The organism is Treponema saccharophilum DSM 2985 (assembly GCF_000255555.1).
GTDB classification, from domain to species: Bacteria; Spirochaetota; Spirochaetia; order Treponematales; family Treponemataceae; genus Treponema_D; species Treponema_D saccharophilum.
Map to the genome: position 1 here is coordinate 20,671 of NZ_AGRW01000048.1, position 16,495 is coordinate 37,165.

The 16,495-nt window shown below is 50.7% G+C and carries 15 protein-coding genes; 10 read left to right on the forward strand and 5 right to left on the reverse strand.

Going from position 1 to position 16,495, the window contains the following annotated elements; genetic code table 11:
- Nucleotides 1-1,210: 1,210 nt before the first annotated feature.
- A complete protein-coding gene (locus TRESADRAFT_RS08090) occupies nucleotides 1,211-1,480 on the reverse strand; it encodes a helix-turn-helix domain-containing protein (RefSeq protein ID WP_159100052.1) in 270 nt (89 codons plus the stop codon).
- 142 nt (nucleotides 1,481-1,622) lie between these two features.
- Between TRESADRAFT_RS08090 and TRESADRAFT_RS16015 the strand changes: the two genes are divergently transcribed.
- The 5 genes from TRESADRAFT_RS16015 (at nucleotide 1,623) to TRESADRAFT_RS08110 (ending at nucleotide 3,793) form a co-directional block, all read left to right on the forward strand.
- Nucleotides 1,623-1,829: a hypothetical protein gene (locus TRESADRAFT_RS16015; RefSeq protein ID WP_002704625.1), complete on the forward strand. Its 207-nt coding sequence runs from the start codon at nucleotides 1,623-1,625 to the stop codon at nucleotides 1,827-1,829.
- 24 nt (nucleotides 1,830-1,853) lie between these two features.
- Complete coding sequence (locus TRESADRAFT_RS16020) at nucleotides 1,854-2,201, forward strand: hypothetical protein (RefSeq protein ID WP_002704626.1); 348 nt, start codon at nucleotides 1,854-1,856, stop codon at nucleotides 2,199-2,201.
- Between the two features lie 62 nt (nucleotides 2,202-2,263).
- Complete coding sequence (locus TRESADRAFT_RS08095) at nucleotides 2,264-2,461, forward strand: hypothetical protein (RefSeq protein WP_002704627.1); 198 nt, start codon at nucleotides 2,264-2,266, stop codon at nucleotides 2,459-2,461.
- Nucleotides 2,462-2,687: 226 nt separating this feature from the next.
- The gene (locus TRESADRAFT_RS16505; RefSeq protein WP_002704628.1) at nucleotides 2,688-2,921 is read left to right on the forward strand and encodes a helix-turn-helix domain-containing protein; all 234 of its coding nucleotides are present in this window, start codon (nucleotides 2,688-2,690) and stop codon (nucleotides 2,919-2,921) included.
- 134 nt (nucleotides 2,922-3,055) lie between these two features.
- Nucleotides 3,056-3,793, forward strand: a complete 738-nt coding sequence (locus tag TRESADRAFT_RS08110; protein ID WP_002704630.1) for an amidohydrolase family protein — start codon at nucleotides 3,056-3,058, stop codon at nucleotides 3,791-3,793.
- 129 nt (nucleotides 3,794-3,922) lie between these two features.
- Here the strand turns inward: TRESADRAFT_RS08110 and TRESADRAFT_RS08115 are convergent, their stop codons facing one another.
- Nucleotides 3,923-5,485 carry a tagaturonate reductase gene (locus TRESADRAFT_RS08115; protein ID WP_002704632.1) on the reverse strand — a complete coding sequence of 521 codons (1,563 nt, stop codon included), beginning with the start codon at nucleotides 5,483-5,485 and terminating at the stop codon, nucleotides 3,923-3,925.
- A 254-nt stretch (nucleotides 5,486-5,739) separates the two neighbouring features.
- On the opposite strand from TRESADRAFT_RS08115, the gene TRESADRAFT_RS08120 reads away from it, so the two are divergent.
- The 5 genes from TRESADRAFT_RS08120 to TRESADRAFT_RS08140 all read left to right on the forward strand — a co-directional run bounded on the left by TRESADRAFT_RS08120 (nucleotide 5,740) and on the right by TRESADRAFT_RS08140 (nucleotide 13,492).
- Nucleotides 5,740-8,985 carry a substrate-binding domain-containing protein gene (locus tag TRESADRAFT_RS08120; RefSeq protein WP_002704633.1) on the forward strand — a complete coding sequence of 1,082 codons (3,246 nt, stop codon included), beginning with the start codon at nucleotides 5,740-5,742 and terminating at the stop codon, nucleotides 8,983-8,985.
- Nucleotides 8,986-9,069: 84 nt separating this feature from the next.
- Nucleotides 9,070-10,011, forward strand: a complete 942-nt coding sequence (locus TRESADRAFT_RS08125; RefSeq protein WP_002704636.1) for an ABC transporter permease — start codon at nucleotides 9,070-9,072, stop codon at nucleotides 10,009-10,011.
- Nucleotides 10,012-10,035: 24 nt separating this feature from the next.
- Nucleotides 10,036-10,947, forward strand: a complete 912-nt coding sequence (locus TRESADRAFT_RS08130; protein ID WP_002704638.1) for a carbohydrate ABC transporter permease — start codon at nucleotides 10,036-10,038, stop codon at nucleotides 10,945-10,947.
- 72 nt (nucleotides 10,948-11,019) lie between these two features.
- On the forward strand, nucleotides 11,020-12,627 hold the full coding sequence (locus TRESADRAFT_RS08135) for an extracellular solute-binding protein (RefSeq protein ID WP_002704641.1): 1,608 nt from the start codon (nucleotides 11,020-11,022) through the stop codon (nucleotides 12,625-12,627).
- 94 nt (nucleotides 12,628-12,721) lie between these two features.
- The gene (locus TRESADRAFT_RS08140; RefSeq protein WP_002704643.1) at nucleotides 12,722-13,492 is read left to right on the forward strand and encodes a TrmH family RNA methyltransferase; all 771 of its coding nucleotides are present in this window, start codon (nucleotides 12,722-12,724) and stop codon (nucleotides 13,490-13,492) included.
- Between the two features lie 152 nt (nucleotides 13,493-13,644).
- Here TRESADRAFT_RS08140 and cysK read toward each other — a convergent pair whose 3' ends face one another.
- The 3 genes from cysK to TRESADRAFT_RS08155 all read right to left on the reverse strand — a co-directional run bounded on the left by cysK (nucleotide 13,645) and on the right by TRESADRAFT_RS08155 (nucleotide 16,495).
- Nucleotides 13,645-14,577: a cysteine synthase A gene (cysK, locus tag TRESADRAFT_RS08145; protein ID WP_002704646.1), complete on the reverse strand. Its 933-nt coding sequence runs from the start codon at nucleotides 14,575-14,577 to the stop codon at nucleotides 13,645-13,647.
- A 206-nt stretch (nucleotides 14,578-14,783) separates the two neighbouring features.
- Nucleotides 14,784-15,203 carry an RrF2 family transcriptional regulator gene (locus TRESADRAFT_RS08150; RefSeq protein WP_002704648.1) on the reverse strand — a complete coding sequence of 140 codons (420 nt, stop codon included), beginning with the start codon at nucleotides 15,201-15,203 and terminating at the stop codon, nucleotides 14,784-14,786.
- Nucleotides 15,204-15,463: 260 nt separating this feature from the next.
- Complete coding sequence (locus TRESADRAFT_RS08155; RefSeq protein ID WP_002704649.1) at nucleotides 15,464-16,495, reverse strand: sugar kinase; 1,032 nt, start codon at nucleotides 16,493-16,495, stop codon at nucleotides 15,464-15,466.

Sequence of the window (16,495 nt, forward strand, 5' to 3'; positions counted from 1 at the left end):
GCTGCCTTGACTTCAACAATGTCGTTGATGATTTCTGTATGTGTGCGATTTGTAGTTCTGATAGACCGCAGGTGTTCAACGCATGCGCGCGAAATTTGACAAAGGGCAGGCGGCGGACTAAAATAAAAAAAGAAGCGCAACCACGGAAATGCGTCAACATTTCCAAATGCTACGGTTGGTCTTCACTTTTTGGTAAAAGCCGCCAAGTTGAGAGACTTAGGCGGTTATTTTTTACTCTCTGGACTTTTCAGCGAGAGAGCGCAATCACCAAGCGGGATAGCCTGCCAAGAAGAAGCAGGCTATCGCCAAAACCAAAATGATTTTCGCTGTCATTGCACGCCCTCCAAAACTTTATTCCGCACGTTTCACAACGTTCGGTAGAGATTGAAGAGCAACCGCCAACACCTTCGGGACTCGCGAGAGCCCCTATGGTCGCGCAGTTTCTTGTGGAAACTGGTTAGATTATCGGTGGATTTGAATGTGCGATTGAGGGAGAACGCTGCCAAGAGCCGAGTGTGTCCTAGGCGTTGCTAATTGGCGGCAGCCGTCGCCAAGAATTGCGGTGCAATTCTTGCGCATGTGTGGGATTTTTCTATGATTATGCGTTTGCTGCCTTGACTTCAACAATGTCGTTGATGATTGTCTGTATGTGTGCGATTTGTAGTTCTGATAGACCGCAGGTGTTCAACGCATGCGCGCGAAATTTGACAAAGGGCAGACGACGGACTAAAATAAAAAAGAAGCACGACCAAAATTACGGTTAGCCTTCATACGTCAGTTTAATACCCTTTCGGGTACGCCGCTTAGTGGTCAGACTAGGCGGCTATTTTTTTTGCTCTTTCACACTTTAGGTGAGAAGAGGTTGGTTTACCAAGCCTGATAACCGAGTAGCATAAGCACCACGATTATCACGAAAATCATGAAGATTTTGGTCACCGCACACCCTCCCAGCTGTTTTTCTGGCTTTCACCATACGGCTACTCGCCACTAGAGCCAGAAAGGCTAACCGCCAACTTTTCAAGACTCGAAAAAGTCCCTATTGGTCGCGCCGTTTTAGATTATCGGTGGATTTCAGACAATTGTGAACACGCCTCGGCGGGGACAAAAAATTGCGCCCATGTTGCCGCGCCCCCATGCTGCATTTTCACTTCTTCCACAATGAAATTTCAGAAACAAGAATTGTTATCAAGATGATTGATTGAAGTTGTTTTTACAGGCGAGCCAAAATCGTATCGAAATATGTTTTCAGGGAATCTTTGAGTTCTACTTTGCTTCTTGAGGAATCACGGATAAAAAGGTCGGCGGGATTCACTTTCAACGCCTCCGCGATTTTTATCATCATGTCAAAAGACGGCTTTGCCTTTCCCGATTCAATTCCTCCAATCGTACCGTTGCCGCAATCGCAGAGCATGGCCAAATCAAGTTGGGATATGCGCCTTTGCTCACGGTAATATTTCACATTCATTCTGAAATCATCCAAATAACTCATTCTCTCACTTTATTCGAGAAAAGGGGAAAAAATTTCAGTTGACTTCGAGAATAAACGGCTGTACACTCGACAATATCGAGAAAAGAAAAAAACATCTCGCTTCTCGAAAATTTTGTTAAACAAGGAGTGTTTTATGGCAAAAGGATTGCAATGTCCGAACTGCAAGAAATTTACGGTTTATAAAGAGGGGCATGGTATGCTATGTAGCAACTGCGATTGGGTAGCGCTAGAACCAGACTGGGATAGTGAAAAAATCGGTAAAGGAAAAAAGTGTCCAAAATGCAAAACATGGACAATCTATAACGGAACTTGCACCAGTTGCGGCCTTACTGAAGCTTAAATTAATACAATAGAGGATTTTATCATGAAAACATTGAAAAATATAAAGCCGTCGTATGCATTGAATCTTGGAACAGGCTTGTTTATGGCAGGCGGTTACTGTTGTAAATGTGGTGAGAACAGTGTAATTTTCAATTATGATACAGGTCGCTACAAATGCGAAAACTGTGGTTGGACAGACGGAAAATCATATTATCCATCTGATGGAGGTGATAATAAAGAAGAGCCTATAGACGATGATGATATCATTTGGCCTTATCGCTTCAGATGTTACTATTGCGGCATGATTGCAAAAGGAGATGAGACTGGAGATGTTTTTGTAAAAATAAAATGCCCAAAGTCAAAATCTGGTCATTATTGGGAAATGCTATAAACAAAGAAGTATGTACCGCCTATGGCGAAATTTAGAACGATTCTTACAATAAGAGGTGAACTATGAATTACATCATCATTGAAAAGGCCGATGGAAAATGGGATGTCAGAAAGAAAGGCTCTATGACTGATTCTGCATCGAATCTACCAAGCAAGCAGGCTGCACTAGCAACTGCAAAAGGTTTTATAGGCAGCAATCAAGGTCATATCTGGATAAAATCGTGGAACGGATTTGAAGAAGTCATCAGTGTCAATTGTTGACAATTGTTATTAGTTCCACACAGCAGGACATTTCCTCTCGATTTGTCCTGCTTTTTCTTTTTACCCTCATGCCCGACCACCACGTCCACATTACCGAGAAAAATTGCTTGAAACATTTCTGTTTTTTGCTATTCTCTGAAATAGAAATTGAACAGACTTGTAATGAAAAAGCCTCCCAACATGAGGGAAGTGCCAAGATTACAAGTCTTTTTTTTGAGGAAATCTAATGGCTTACGACAGACTCATAAAGACAAAAGAAGACTACGACATCGCCATGAAAAGAATCGACGAGCTTTTCGATGCCGAAGAGGGAACACCTGAATGCGACGAGCTTGAGCTTCTTGTGGCTCTCGTCGAGCTGTATGAGAAGGAAAACTTTCCCATCAAGTCCCCAGACCCTGTGGAGGCGATAAAATTCCGCATGGAACAGGAGAATCTCACGAACGAGGACATGGTTTAGTATTTTGGGAGCAAATCCCGCATTTCTGAAATCTTCTCGCACAAAAGAAAGTTGAGCATATCGATGATACGGAAACTTGTTTCAGGGCTCCGCATTCCAGCAGAAGTCCTTTTGGGAATCAGCCCGGCTAGAACATGACCGACCACCACGTCCACATCGGGCAGTTCAACGAAATCTACTATGACGCGCTGGAGCTGTTCGAGCTTATCGAAAGTCTCTCTGCAAAGACAGGCGTCACCGAAATCCGCTATTCATCAACGTCAAGCTGCAGGGACGATGCGGAGTTTTTGAGGGTGGAGGAGGAAATCGAGTACGCCTTGAACTTCGAGTCTGATGTCTTGACCGCGCGGCCGTATCTCTGGTTCATTCCAAAATACGCAGAGCAGGGAATCAGCGTGGAGAGCGCGGCGGGGGCGCTCGACTACTGCGGAATAAAGCTGCATCCGGCCGGACAAAACTGGGACGAAGAGAATCCGAAGCACGAAAGGGCGCTGCACGAGATTTTTTCATGGGCTGACAAGAATGAAAAAACGGTTCTGATTCACTGCGGGCCGCAAAAGTGCGACCTTCCGACAAGATTTGAAAGATTCTTCGCGGAGTACAAGAGCGCGCGCGTAATCCTCGCCCACTCGAACCCGGTCAAGGAAACCGCGGAGATGCTCAACAAATACCAAAACGTCTTCTCCGACACCGCCTGCATCGCAAGCGAAGACCTCAAGCTTCTCCGCGAAAAAGCCACGGACAGTTCAAAAATCCTCTTCGGCTCGGACTTCCCGGTCTCGCATTATTTTGCGACGCACATTTTCGGAAAGACGCACACGCTTGAGGAAGAGTACATAAGCAACGCAAAAACGCAACTGCCGTCATTGTAGGATACAGCAGTTTTTGGATTCCGAAACGAGTTCAGCATGATACGACCCGTCATTTCACAATGGTGAGCCTGTTTTCATGAAAAAAAACTCCCCGCGGGAAATCCTCGCGGGGAGCGTTCGTTCAGCCGGTTATTTTACGATGTCAGCCAAAGCGGCTTTCATTCCCTTTGACTGGATGTCGGCGAGGTGGCCTGCGACGGCTTCTTCCAGCCCGGCGTACTTCGTCAAATCTTCCTTCCAGAAATCGGTGTTCGAGAGGACGCGCTTTGCGATGACCTTCGCGTCCTTCGTCTCCTTGTTGAGGGCGGCGAAGAATTCGAGGACGGGGAGGGTGTCCTTGTTCGGGTAGACGCCGTCATCCCTCTTCGACTCGAGGTATTTCGCGCCTTTCTCGTCCGTCTTGATTTCCGTTCCGTTGTAGAACGCGATGAGCGACGCGATTGAGAAGCCGAGAAGCTTCGGAACGGAGCCGTTCTTCTTGATTGACTGCGTCACGCTCGGCAAGCAGCGCGTCCAGTATTTCGCCACGCTGTTGAGCGAAATCTCGATGAGGCGGTGCGGGTTGAACGGGTTCTGGAAGCGCGTCCAGACGTCCTCCGCGTATTTCTTCAAGTCATCCTGGTCGCCGTCGATTGACGGGACGATTTCGTTGAAGATGATGTCGTGCATGAATTTGTTCGCAGCCGCGTTCGGTTCGTTGAATCCCGAGCCGACTTTCGTGTCGCAGACGATGTCCTGGACGTAGTTCGAGCCTGCGAGGAACGCCGCGAGAACGCTTGACGTGTGCGCGCCGTTCAAAATGCGGACTTTTCTCGTGTGGTAGTAGTCCATGTTCTGGACCCACTTTACCGAAAGCCCCGCCTTGACGAGCGGAAGTTCGTCCTCGTGGCTCTTCTTTGACTCGATGACCCAGAAGTGGAAAAGCTCAGCGGAGTCGAGGAGCTTGTCCTCGTAGCCGAGTTTCTCGCAGAGGTTCTCTGCCTGCGTCTTTCCGTTCTCTTCCTTTGAGAGGAGCGGGAAATATCCCGGAACGATGCGGTCAACGAGACAAGAGCAGACGTCGCACGCCTCGTCGAACCAGTTGATGAAGTCCGGCCCGAGCTGCCACATTTCCGCGTAGCGGAGGATGTTTATGCGCAGGTTGAGTCCCGCCTGGTCTGAAAGCTCGCACGGGATGAGAATCATTCCCTTCGACTTGTCGCCGCCGAACGCCTGGAACCTTTTGTAGAGAAATGCCGTCACTTTCGCGGGGAAATTCTGCTGCGGCTTCTGGTCGAGCGTCACGGGAACGCCGCCAATCTCCGCGTCGAAGCGGATTCCCGCCTCCGTCGTGTTGGAGACGATGAAGCGCAAATCCGGGCTGGAGGCAAGCGCGATGTACTCGTCGTAATTCGTGTACGGATTGATTGAGCGGCTGATGGAGTTGATGCAGCGCGTTTCGACGGTGGGCTTTCCGTCTTTCATTCCGCGGAGGACTGTCGTGTACAAGTTGTTCTGCGCGTTCATCGCGTCAACCATTCCCTTTTCGAGCGGTTGGACAATAACGACATTTCCGTTGAATCCTGCTTTCTCGTTGGCGATATCTATCTGCCAGTCCACAAACGCGCGGAGAAATCCACCTTCACCGAACTGAAGGACTTTTTCGGGACGTTTTACCGTTTTTACAACGTCTTTTATTGACTGCAAAGCCATTTTTAGCCTCCAAGGTGGAGCCGCCGATGAAAAAGTGGTACCACCAAATGTAATTTTCAAAAATGATATATTTTATGCCATGCAAATGCAATTATTTTATTTGTGCAAATCCGACATCGTTTGTTTGTTTTCCGATTTGCCGCGTTTTTTAAGTTTGAGTCAATTTGTACAAAAACTACCAGAACTTGTAAAAAAAACGACATGCAATTAGAATTGAAACTGCTGTTTCTCAAGAAAAGGAAAAGGAATCTTTTATGAAAAATTCTCATTCGGAAAACAACGTCGGCAAAAGGATTGGTTTTATCCTTGCGACAATTCACACGGGGTCTTCGCTCAATTTGTGGCTGAGCCTCGCGGCGAAAGCTTCGGAGTCGAGGAAGTCGTCGTTTTTTGTGTTTCCTGGCGGAAAACTTGATGCGGGAAGTGGACCAGGCTCGTTGCGGAACCGGATATATTCGCTCGCAAATTCTACCAATCTGGACGGGCTCATCTCGTGGTCGTCGAGCATCGGCGGTTCCGTTTCGATTTCCGAGCTGAACGAATTCCACAAGAAATTCGACGGAATCCCGTACGTCACCATCGGGCATAAAATCGGCGGGAACCCGTTTGTCGAATTCGACGCGTACAGCGGAATGAAATCACTCGTCGAGCATTTCATAAAGGTGCACGGCGCGAAGCGAATCGCGTTTGTCCGCGGCCCGGAAAACCATTCCTCCGCGGAGGACAGATACCGCGCGTACAAAGACGCCATGCGCGAGAACAATTTGGCGACGCCTGAAAACGAGAATCTCGTCTCAAGCTGCTGCTCGTGGTATGAGGCGGAGGCCGCCGCCGTCGAGCTTTACGAGAAGCGCGGGCTTGTTCCGGGGAAGGATTTCGACGCGCTCGTGGCGTCCAGCGATTTGATGGCGAAGCAGGTCGTCGATTATTTCGTCAAGCGCGGTTTCCGGGTTCCCAAGGATTTCATCGTCGGCGGATTCAACGATACGATAGAAGGCCGCGCGTACAACCCGCGTTTCTCGACCGTCCACATGCCGCAGTCGGAGCTCGGAATCGAGGCGTTCCGCATGATTCGGAAAATCCTCGACGGGGAGCAGGATGTTTCCGACGAATTCATGACGGCGTATCCCGTCATACGCGAGAGCTGCGGGTGCAACAATTTCAAGTCGCTCATCGCCCCGTCCGACTCGAAAGGAAAGATGAAGACGCGCCAGCAAATAAAGGAGGAATTCTGCCGTGTCATGAGGCGCGGCGTCGATTCCGATTTCGCGCGGGACAAGATTGAGCCGATGCTCGAGGCGCTGTTCTCCAACTCGAAGAGCGAGTTCTTCTCGCATGCGGGAAAACTCATCGAGGAATGCTTCGTCCGTGACGGCGAGCTTTCCGACATCTTTACGGCGATTGCCGCGATACGCAATTCGAACAGCCTTTCCGAGGAGTACATCGACAAGATTCTGAGGACGCTGTACGTCCTTGTCCCGCAGATTCAGGGGCGCGTCTACGCAAACAGGCGCTCGTACACGAACCAGGTCAGCACCGTTCTGAGCGCGCTCAAAAGCGACCTGCTTTCCGTCCACATCAGGAAAGACCTCGTGCGCGTCCTCAAGGCGCATCTTCCGAAAATCGGCATAAAGACGCTTTCCATCGTCCTCCATACGGACGGCGGCGACTCGCAGTATTTCGGCGGATTCAACATCGTCGATTCCGAAATTGACGACGGCATCCGCACCGACCCGATTCCTTTTGACGGCGATCGTCTTCTTCCCGAGGAATATGCGGCGGACACGGCGCGCGGCGTTTTTGTCGTCCAGCCGCTTTTTATGGAGAACCGCTCGTACGGGTACATCGTCGCGAATTATTCGGGATGCGACGGAATCGTCTACGAGGATTTGCGTTCCTCCGTCAGCAACGCGCTCCAGAGCATATTCCTTTTCGAGGAGATTGAGGCGGCGAAGATGGTCGCGGAGCAGGCGGAATTCGAGAAGACCGAATTCTTCGCGAGCGTCGGAAGCGAGCTGTGCGACCCGCTGAAAGTCCTCTCGTCGAAAGTCACGCAGATGGAGACGAACGTGAACGACGGGCTTGTCGATGCGGAAATCCTGAGCGAGCAGCTTCTTTTCCTCAAGTCGCAGATTGAGGCGCAGCTTGAGAAGACCGAGACGCTCGTCGATTTGACGCGCACGCAGGTTGACGAGCTGCCGATGGACAAAAAGCTTTTCAACGTGCGGCAGATTCTTCCCGTCAACATTTCGGCGTCGCTCGACACGGAAGTTCCGATGCTGTTCGGCGATGTGGACAGGCTCAAACGGGCTGTCGATACGATTTTCGAGTCGAACGGAAAGAATCCCGTCGTGTCGTTCGATATCGACGGCTTCCACATCTCGTTCGACTCGTCGAAAGTCGACTGGCAGAAGACGGACGTCCTCCTCGCCGAGAAGATAATCCTCCTGCAGTACGGCGAAATCGTGAAGTCGGACAAGACGTCGGAGATAATAATTCCGTGGCCGAACCTTTCCGGGATGCCCCCGATGAAATTCCACGAGAGCGAGATTACGCTTTTCTCGCTTTCCGGTTCTGAAATCGAGATTTTCGGGCACCGGGCAAAGCCGTTCTCGATGAAGGAATTCGAGGAGAGCGGGATGAACGCCGATTCGATTGCGTTCTGCTGGAATCCCGACGAGTCTACAATCGACGAAATCGTCAAGGTGTACAGCCTCAGGCGGAACGAGCGCCTTTTCCGCGTGCCGGTAATCTGCTTCAGCCAGAAGCTCATCGGGCACAGCTTTATGGAAATGCTCGAGCAGGAAGTCAAGGCGCAGAAGGCGTCGGCCGTCCTCTTCGTCGGCTGCGTGCACGCGCGCTACGGGACGTGGGCGACCGACTCGAATTCCGTCTCGATTTCCTCGATGGACGAATTCGACGACATCCTCAACGAAATCACGCCGTCGCTCATCGTTTTCGAGCATATCGAAGAGAAGGACATCGTGCGCATCCGGAAAAACCACAAGACGGTTCTCGTTCCGATAATCGTGCTTCCTGACGAGGTTGTCTCGGAGCAGTACGTCGAGTCGCTCTGCTCGCATCCTCGGATTATCCTCTGCAACCGCGGGGCCGCCGAATCGGAGCAGTTCAACGAGAGAATCCACAACATTCTCTCCGGCGAGGAAATCCTTCCGCCGCATACGGGCGCGCTCGTGAAGAAGGCGATTCTCTACCTTAACAAAAATGCGTCGCAGCAGATTGTCCGCTGGAAGCTTGCCGACACCGTCCACGTTTCCGAAGATTACCTTACGAGGATTTTCCACAAGGAAATCGGGCTGAGCCTTTGGGAATATCTCAACCGCTACCGGATTTACATCGCCACGAAGATGCTCCTTGAGACGAACGACACGATTTATGAAATCGCGGAGAATTCGGGGTTCCAGGATCAGGCGTATTTCTGCCGCGTCTTCAAGAAAATTTATGGCATTCCGCCGGGGAAAATCCGCACGAAGAATTAATTTACAAGTTCGTTTTTGTACAATAAGATATAAGGAAATTTTCGTTGGTTCCCGCTACTATTAAGAAAAATTCTGAGGTTTGATATGAACGCAAAAGAGACAATAGTCATCCAGGCTCCGAAAAAGGACCTTTGGAAGGACGTAAAAAGACATTTTTCTGTCTATGCGCTGCTCATTATACCGGTCGTGTACTATGCTGTCTTGAAGTATGGTCCGATTATCAATGGACAGATTGCTTTTAAGGAATTCTTCCCGAAACAGGGCGTTTGGGGAAGCGTGTGGGTCGGCTTTGACAACTTCGTGTCGTTTGTCCAATCCTTTTATTTCGGGGAGCTTCTCAGGAACACTATTCTGTACAGCATAGCTAAGCTTTGTGTTTCCGTTCCGCTTTCGATTATCCTTTCGGTGGCTTTGTACGAATGTACGCATGATGTTCTCCGACGCGTTGTCCAGACGCTCGCGTATCTTCCGCACTTCCTTTCGTGGGTTATCATGTACGGTATCTTGCTCATTCTCCTCGCTCCCGGCGACGGTCTTGTGAATGACGTAATCAAGTTTTTCGGCGGTCAGACGGTTGACTTCCTTACCAACGTCCATACGTTCCCTGTAATCGTCATCATTTCCGATGCGTGGAAGGAAATGGGATGGGCGGCAATCATCTTTATCGCGGCGCTTATGGGAATCGACCCCTCGCTTTTCGAGGCGGCGATGGTCGAGGGTGCTTCTGCCGTGCAGCGCGTATGGTACATCACGCTGCCGTCAATCAAGCCGGTTATCGTCACGGTCGTCCTCCTCAAGCTCGGAACGATTCTTGATGCCGGATTCAACCAGATGTTCATGCTGTATTCGGTTCCTGTCTATTCTGTCGCTGATATTATTGATACTTGGGTGTACCGTCAGGGTCTTCTTGAGTTCAAGTTTGCTTTGGCGACTGCCGTTGGTATCTTCAAGGGTGCAATCGGAATGCTCCTCGTCATGGTTTCCAACAAGATTGTCAAGAGACTTACGGAGTCTTCACTTTTGTAATCATATTTTTACGAGGAGAAAAAAATGGCAAAACCAAAGACAGTCAAACTGACGAACGGCGACCGCGCCTTTTACATCGGCGTGAATGCCTTCCTTATTTTCATCGGTCTTATCATTGCGATTCCGATGATTGCTACTATAACACAGTCAATCACGCCGAACGGTTTCCGCGGCACGACATTCGACAAATTCATCCTTCGTCCGTACGACTTCGACAAGTCGGCGTTCGTTTGGGATGCCTCGGCGTACAAGGCGCTCCTTGGAAATAACGGTTTCATCCTTGCGTTCTGGAACTCGCTGAAAATCATGTCGTTCGGTGTCGTTACGGCTTTGGCTTTGACTATCCCGATGTCATATTGTATGTCAGTGCACGACCTTCCCGGCCGCAAAATCCTGAACTACTTCGTTCTGATTCCGTACTTGTTCAACATCGGTGTCATCCCGACATACTTGGTCGTCACAGACCTTCATCTTACGAACCACCTCGCATCGGTTTTCATCCCCGGCGCGATCGGTACGTACAACTGCTTGATTATGCGCGGATTCTTCGAGGGAATCCCTGAATCGCTCAAGGAATCTGCCCGCATCGACGGTGCTGCCGAATGGTATGTCCTCGTTTCGATTATCCTTCCGCTTTCAAAGCCGATTATCATGACAATCGGTTTGTACTATGCGGTCGGTTTCTGGAACGACTTCATGCACCCGCTCCTCTACATCAACGAGTCAGCGCTGCAGCCGATGCCGATTTTGCTCCGCAACATCCTTCTTGGAAGCGCAATGGGCGAGAACCTCGATTCGAACGCGTTCGGCGATGCTTCCGTTCAGGCAATCAAGGCTGCTTCAGTCTTCATGTCCGCGATTCCGATGATGCTTGCGTATCCGTTCATTCAGAAATACTTCACCAAGGGAACAATGCTCGGTTCCGTTAAGGGTTGATTCATCAATATCACTGTGCATGGGTTGCACAGTGATATTTTTATAAAAAAATGTTTTCATTAGGAGGAAATGATGAGAAACATGGTTAAAAACATGGCTCTTGCGGCTATGGTTCTTTCTATCGCATCGCTCGACTTCTCTTGTTCAAAAAACGGCGGAGAGGCAAAAGCGAGTGATAAACCAGTCGATATCGAACTTTGGTATGGTGCGGCTGTTACGGAAGCTGGTCCGCCGCCCGCTGACTGGGTTGGATACGGAATCATCAAGGAAAAGCTGAACATCAATCTCAATATGTCGGCGCTTCCGTCATCAGAGAACGACCAGGATCAGAAAATCAACGCGGCAGGTGCTGCTAATGCCCTTCCGGATATCTTCATGGTTTCAAACAAGGTTCTTCCGAGGCTTGTCGAGAACCAGCTTTTGGCGAACGTCGATGATATGTACGATATGATGCCCGGCCGCACTTCAAAGCTTTATGATGCAAGCGCAAAGGCGTTCACGTCTTTCACCGTTCAGGAGAAGGGCAAGACTGTCACCCATTCATACGGTTTGGCTCAGCCCGGTTCAATCGTCCGCAACGAGGGCGTTCTTATCCGCAAGGACTGGCTCGACAAGCTCGGCCTTTCTGTTCCGAAAACGACAGACGAATTCCTTGAAGTCATGAAGGCATTCACCTACAAGGATCCTGATGGAAACGGAAAGGATGATACGTACGGAATCGGCGGATATCTTGAGGTTTCTGCTACGAACGAAGGTCTCGGAAGACGCTTCGATCCTATTTTCGGTGCTTTTGGCGTGGCCGGAACATGGAACCTCTCTTCTGTCGAGACTGCCGGACTCAACATCAACAAGCCCGAGTACTACGACGCGATGGAATTCTTCAAGAAGATTATCGACGAGAAAGTCATCGACCCGAACTGGTTGGCTTACAAGAAGGATGATTTCCGCGCTGCTTGGAAGCAGGGCCGCTTCGGAATCATGCGCGAGCAGAACGCCGCTTACTCTTCAAAGTCAAACTACGCTCCGTTCGACAAGAACTTCCCCGAGGGCGAGTGGATTATCGTAAATCCGCCGGTTGGACCGTCAGGAAAGTCTTCTGTCGGAACGTACTCACAGTCATACCGCATTTACGCTGTTTCTCAGAAGGCTGCTTCTGAAGGAAAGAAAGCCGCTATCGCGAAGCTCCTTGAGTGGATGTCTTCAGACGAAGGCTACTATCTCCTCGGATGGGGTGTCGAGGGCGTGAACTACACGAAGAACGCTCAGGGTGTTCCGACCGCCGACAATCTCCCCGACCCGAACCTCGCTTACACGAGCTCTGCTGCCCAGCCGCTCACGCAGCTCCGCAACATGGTTTACTACAATTCGGATATCGAGCTTGCTTCACGCTACCCGAACTACATCACTGAAGTTTCCAAGAAAGAGATGAAGGGTCTTGAGGTTCTCCGCACGATGCAGTCAAAGCCGTGGACGGCTTGCATCGGACAGGACAAGATGCCCCAGCCGGGCGCAGACCTTGAGCGCTTCTATCAGCAGGGTGTCGTCGAGTTCTTCACCGGAAAGCGCGAGCTTACAAAAGAGAACTGGGCTAAATTCCTTGAGGATTTCAACAAGCTCGGTGGTGCTGATTGGGAAAAGAACGGTATCGCTCTTGCAAAAGAGAACCGCTTCATCAAATAATGTCGTTCGACTGACATAATTTTGATTGGGAGTGTCCGAAAGCATGTGTTTTCGGACACTTTTTTTTTGTTTTTTTCTTTTGTATAGTTTTGGAATGAAAAACAAACACACAAACGAACTTGCCGTCTGCGGTTTTGAGGCGGTAAAGGCTCTCGCAAAAATTCATCCGGAGTCGATACGGCGTTTTTATTACAATGACGAGAGGACAATGCCGTTCGCGGATTTGTTCCGCTTTCTTGCATCAAAGAGAATTCCATACAATAAGGTCGAGGACGCCGAGCTTGAGAAGCTGAGCGGAACCGTCCATCATCAGGGCGTCGTCGCCATGATTGAGCAGCCGGAAATCCCCCATCTCACGACGGGAATTGCCGAGGAATGGATTTCCCGGAACGAGTCCGCGCTTCTGCTCGACAGGGTCGGCAACGCGAACAATCTCGGCGCGATTGTCAGGAGTGCGGCTTTTTTCGGCTTCAAGAATGTCGTCATCCCGCTTGACGAGGCGCAAAGTTCCGTCACGACAAGTTCCTATCGCGTCGCCCAGGGCGGCATGGAATACGTGAACGTTTATTCGATTCGCTCCATATCGAAGCTTCTTGGCGCGATGAAAGGAAAGATGGTCCGGTTCGGCACTGATGTCCGCGCGAAGACCACCGTCGATAAAATTCCGGGCTTGTGCGAGAAGAAACCCGCGCTCATCGTCCTCGGGAATGAAGAGCACGGTATTTCCGACGAAGTCCGCGCGAACTGCGACTATCTCATCCTCATTCCGTTTTCCGACGGGCTTGAGGAGAAGCGCCCGATTGAAAGTCTCAACGTCGCGCAGGCAGCGTCAATCGTCCTTTACGAATGCCGGAAGCTCAAGTGATTTTTCTGCAGTGAACGAAAAACGCTCCCGATGGTTGCGGTACCGCTTCGGGAGCGTTTTTTGCGCTGTTTTGAAAAGCCCCTGCCGGTAAACAAGGCCGACTTATTTTTTGACGTACCGAGCAGGTTTACTATGTGCTATCAGCCTTTTTGTCAGTCGTTGAAAAGCGGCGTCGAAAGATAGCGGTCGCCCGAGTCGGGAAGAAGGACGACGATTGTCTTTCCCTCGAATTCGGGGCGTTTTGCGACTTCGATTGCAGCCCACAAAGCCGCGCCCGACGAAATCCCCGTGAGGAATCCTTCCGTCTTGCCGAGCATTTTTCCCGTCGTGATTGCGTCCTCGTTTTCGACGGCGATGATTTCATCGTAGATGCCCGTGTCGAGCGTTTTCGGGATGAATCCCGCGCCGATTCCCTGGATTTTGTGTGGGCCGGGCGTTCCTTTTGAGAGGACTGCCGACGTCGCAGGCTCTATCGCGAAAACTTTCAGATTCGGATTCTTCGATTTGAGGAATTTTCCGATGCCGCTTATCGTTCCGCCCGTTCCGACACCCGCAACGAACGCGTCGACCGTTCCGTCCGTGTCTTCCCAGATTTCAGGCCCCGTCGATTCGCTGTGGCACTGCGGGTTCACGGGGTTTTCGAACTGACCCGGAATGAAGCTGTTCGGCGTGTGCTTCGCGAGTTCCTCCGCTTTTGCGATTGCGCCCTTCATTCCCTTCGCGCCTTCGGTGAGGACGATTTGCGCTCCGTACGCCTTGAGGAGGTTCCGCCGCTCGGCGGACATCGTCTCCGGCATCGTCAGGATTACCTTTAGCCCGTAGCTTGCCGCGACCGCTGCAAGCCCGATTCCTGTGTTTCCGGAAGTCGGCTCGATGATGACGGAATCCTTCGTCAGCGCGCCGGATTTGAGCGCGTCGTCAATCATCGCCTTCGCGATTCTGTCCTTCACGCTTCCCGCCGGATTGAAATATTCGAGTTTTGCGATGAGCCGAGCCTTGAGAAGGAATTTCTTCTCGATGTTCCCGAGCTCGATGAGCGGTGTGTGCCCAATCAAGTCCGTGATTTTGGATGCGATTTTTGCCATTTTTTCCTCCGATTTTTTATTTTGGTGCGTCCGGAAAAACGGCTGATTGAAACCGTTCCGTTCCGGCCGTGCTTTTTTTTATAAAACATGTTCGCAAACTTCAGTTTCTGAACATGTTTATTGATTTTCGCCCGCCATCATATGCGAAAACTGCGCATTGAATAACAGCCTGCGCGGAGCAGTATTTTCCGGGCAGGCTGTCGTTCCTATAGTTCGTTGAGTTTTCCCGTCACGAGGTCTTCAAGCGTTATCCCTGACATGAAATTGGCGATTGTGTCGTTGAGCTTCTTCCACATCGGAAGCGTCTGGCAGATGTCCTTTTTTGGACAGAAATTTTCCGGGCCGTCGAGGCATGCTACCGGGGCGAGGCTTCCTTCCGTTATGTGAAGGATTTCGCCGATTTTATAGTCTGCCGGTTTCTTGGACAGCTTGTATCCGCCCTGCGGTCCGCGGACGCTTGTCAGCAGCCCGAATTTGCTGAGCAGCGCCGTTATCTGCTCAAGATATTTGACTGAAATCTCCTGCCGTTGCGAGATGTCTTTTAGCGCGATGTATTCGCCGTTGTCGTGCTGCGCCAGGTCTATCATGAACCTGAGCGCATACCTTCCTCTTGTAGAAATCTTCATGTTTGCTCCGTGTGTGTGCGCTTCCCGGAAGATGGAGGCATTCCCGAGATATGCCAGCAGAATACGAAAACCATTCTCTTTTGATGCTGCCGTTTTCCGATAAGCGCGGGAATTCTTTTTCGTCGGAGATTATAGCACAGAAATATTTATTAGAAAATTGCTAGGAATTGTCGGATAGAATATTTTGCCTTCGCGACTGCAAAATTTCGCGAAAAAAAAAGCGCGTCCGGTTTGGGCGCGCCCCGCGTTTTCGCATTCCGCTAGCGGTTCATTTCGGATTGCTTTCCCTTTGTCTGATGGCCTTTTATTATCGATGATATCTCGTTGAAGTCGGAGAGGGGAAGGTCGCCCGCAATCGTGTTTTTCGTCGCGCAGGTGGCGTTTCCGAACTCCATCGCCTTTTTCGGGTCGCCGTATTTGAGCAGACCGAAAAGGACGCCCGAGCAGTACGCGTCGCCGCTTCCGATTCTGTCGACGACGTCGATATCCTTGTACGGCTCTTCCGTATAGAACGTGTCCTCCGCCTTCGAATAGATGAGCGACGTGAACGAATGGATTTTCGGGCTGATGACCTCGCGCTCGCTCGAGGCGATGAAGCGGATATTCGGGAAGTCGCGGCAGAATTCGCGGTGCATTTCTTCAAGCGTGCCCGTTTTCTGGAACATCCGGCGGCAGCTTTCCTCCGATATGAAAAGCACGTCGATGAACGGCAGAATCTGCTTTATCGTCGTGCGCGCGGTTTCCTCGTCCCAAAGGTTCGCGCGGTAGTTGACGTCGAACGCGATTTCCGCGCCCGCTTCCTTGAACCGCTTTATAAGTTCGATTGCAAGAACGCGCGTGTTTTCGCTGAGGGCGAGCGTTATGCCTGACGTGTAGAACATCCGCGTTTTTCCGTAGATGTCCTCGGGTATTTCGTCGAGCGTGATTTTCGTTATGGATGAATGGCGGCGGTCGTAGACGACGGTCGGTTTTCTGGGGTATGCGCCGTTCTCGTAATAGTAGATTCCGAGCCGCGCGTCCGGTGAATCATCGTATATGATGAAATCGTCCGAGACAGACGAAAAGCGAATGCGGTTCTTTACGAACGTCCCGAGCTCGTTTCTCGGAAGCCGCGTGATTATTCCGGAGCGGAGCCCGAGCAACGACACGCCTGACGCCACGTTCAGCTCCGCGCCTCCTGCGTGCTTTTCGAAGATGTCGCTGCGGAATATGCGTCCGTTTGACGGCGGTGAAAGGCGGAGCATGGTCTCGCCGAACGTTATCAAGTCGAATTTTTTTGTCTGCTGTTCCAT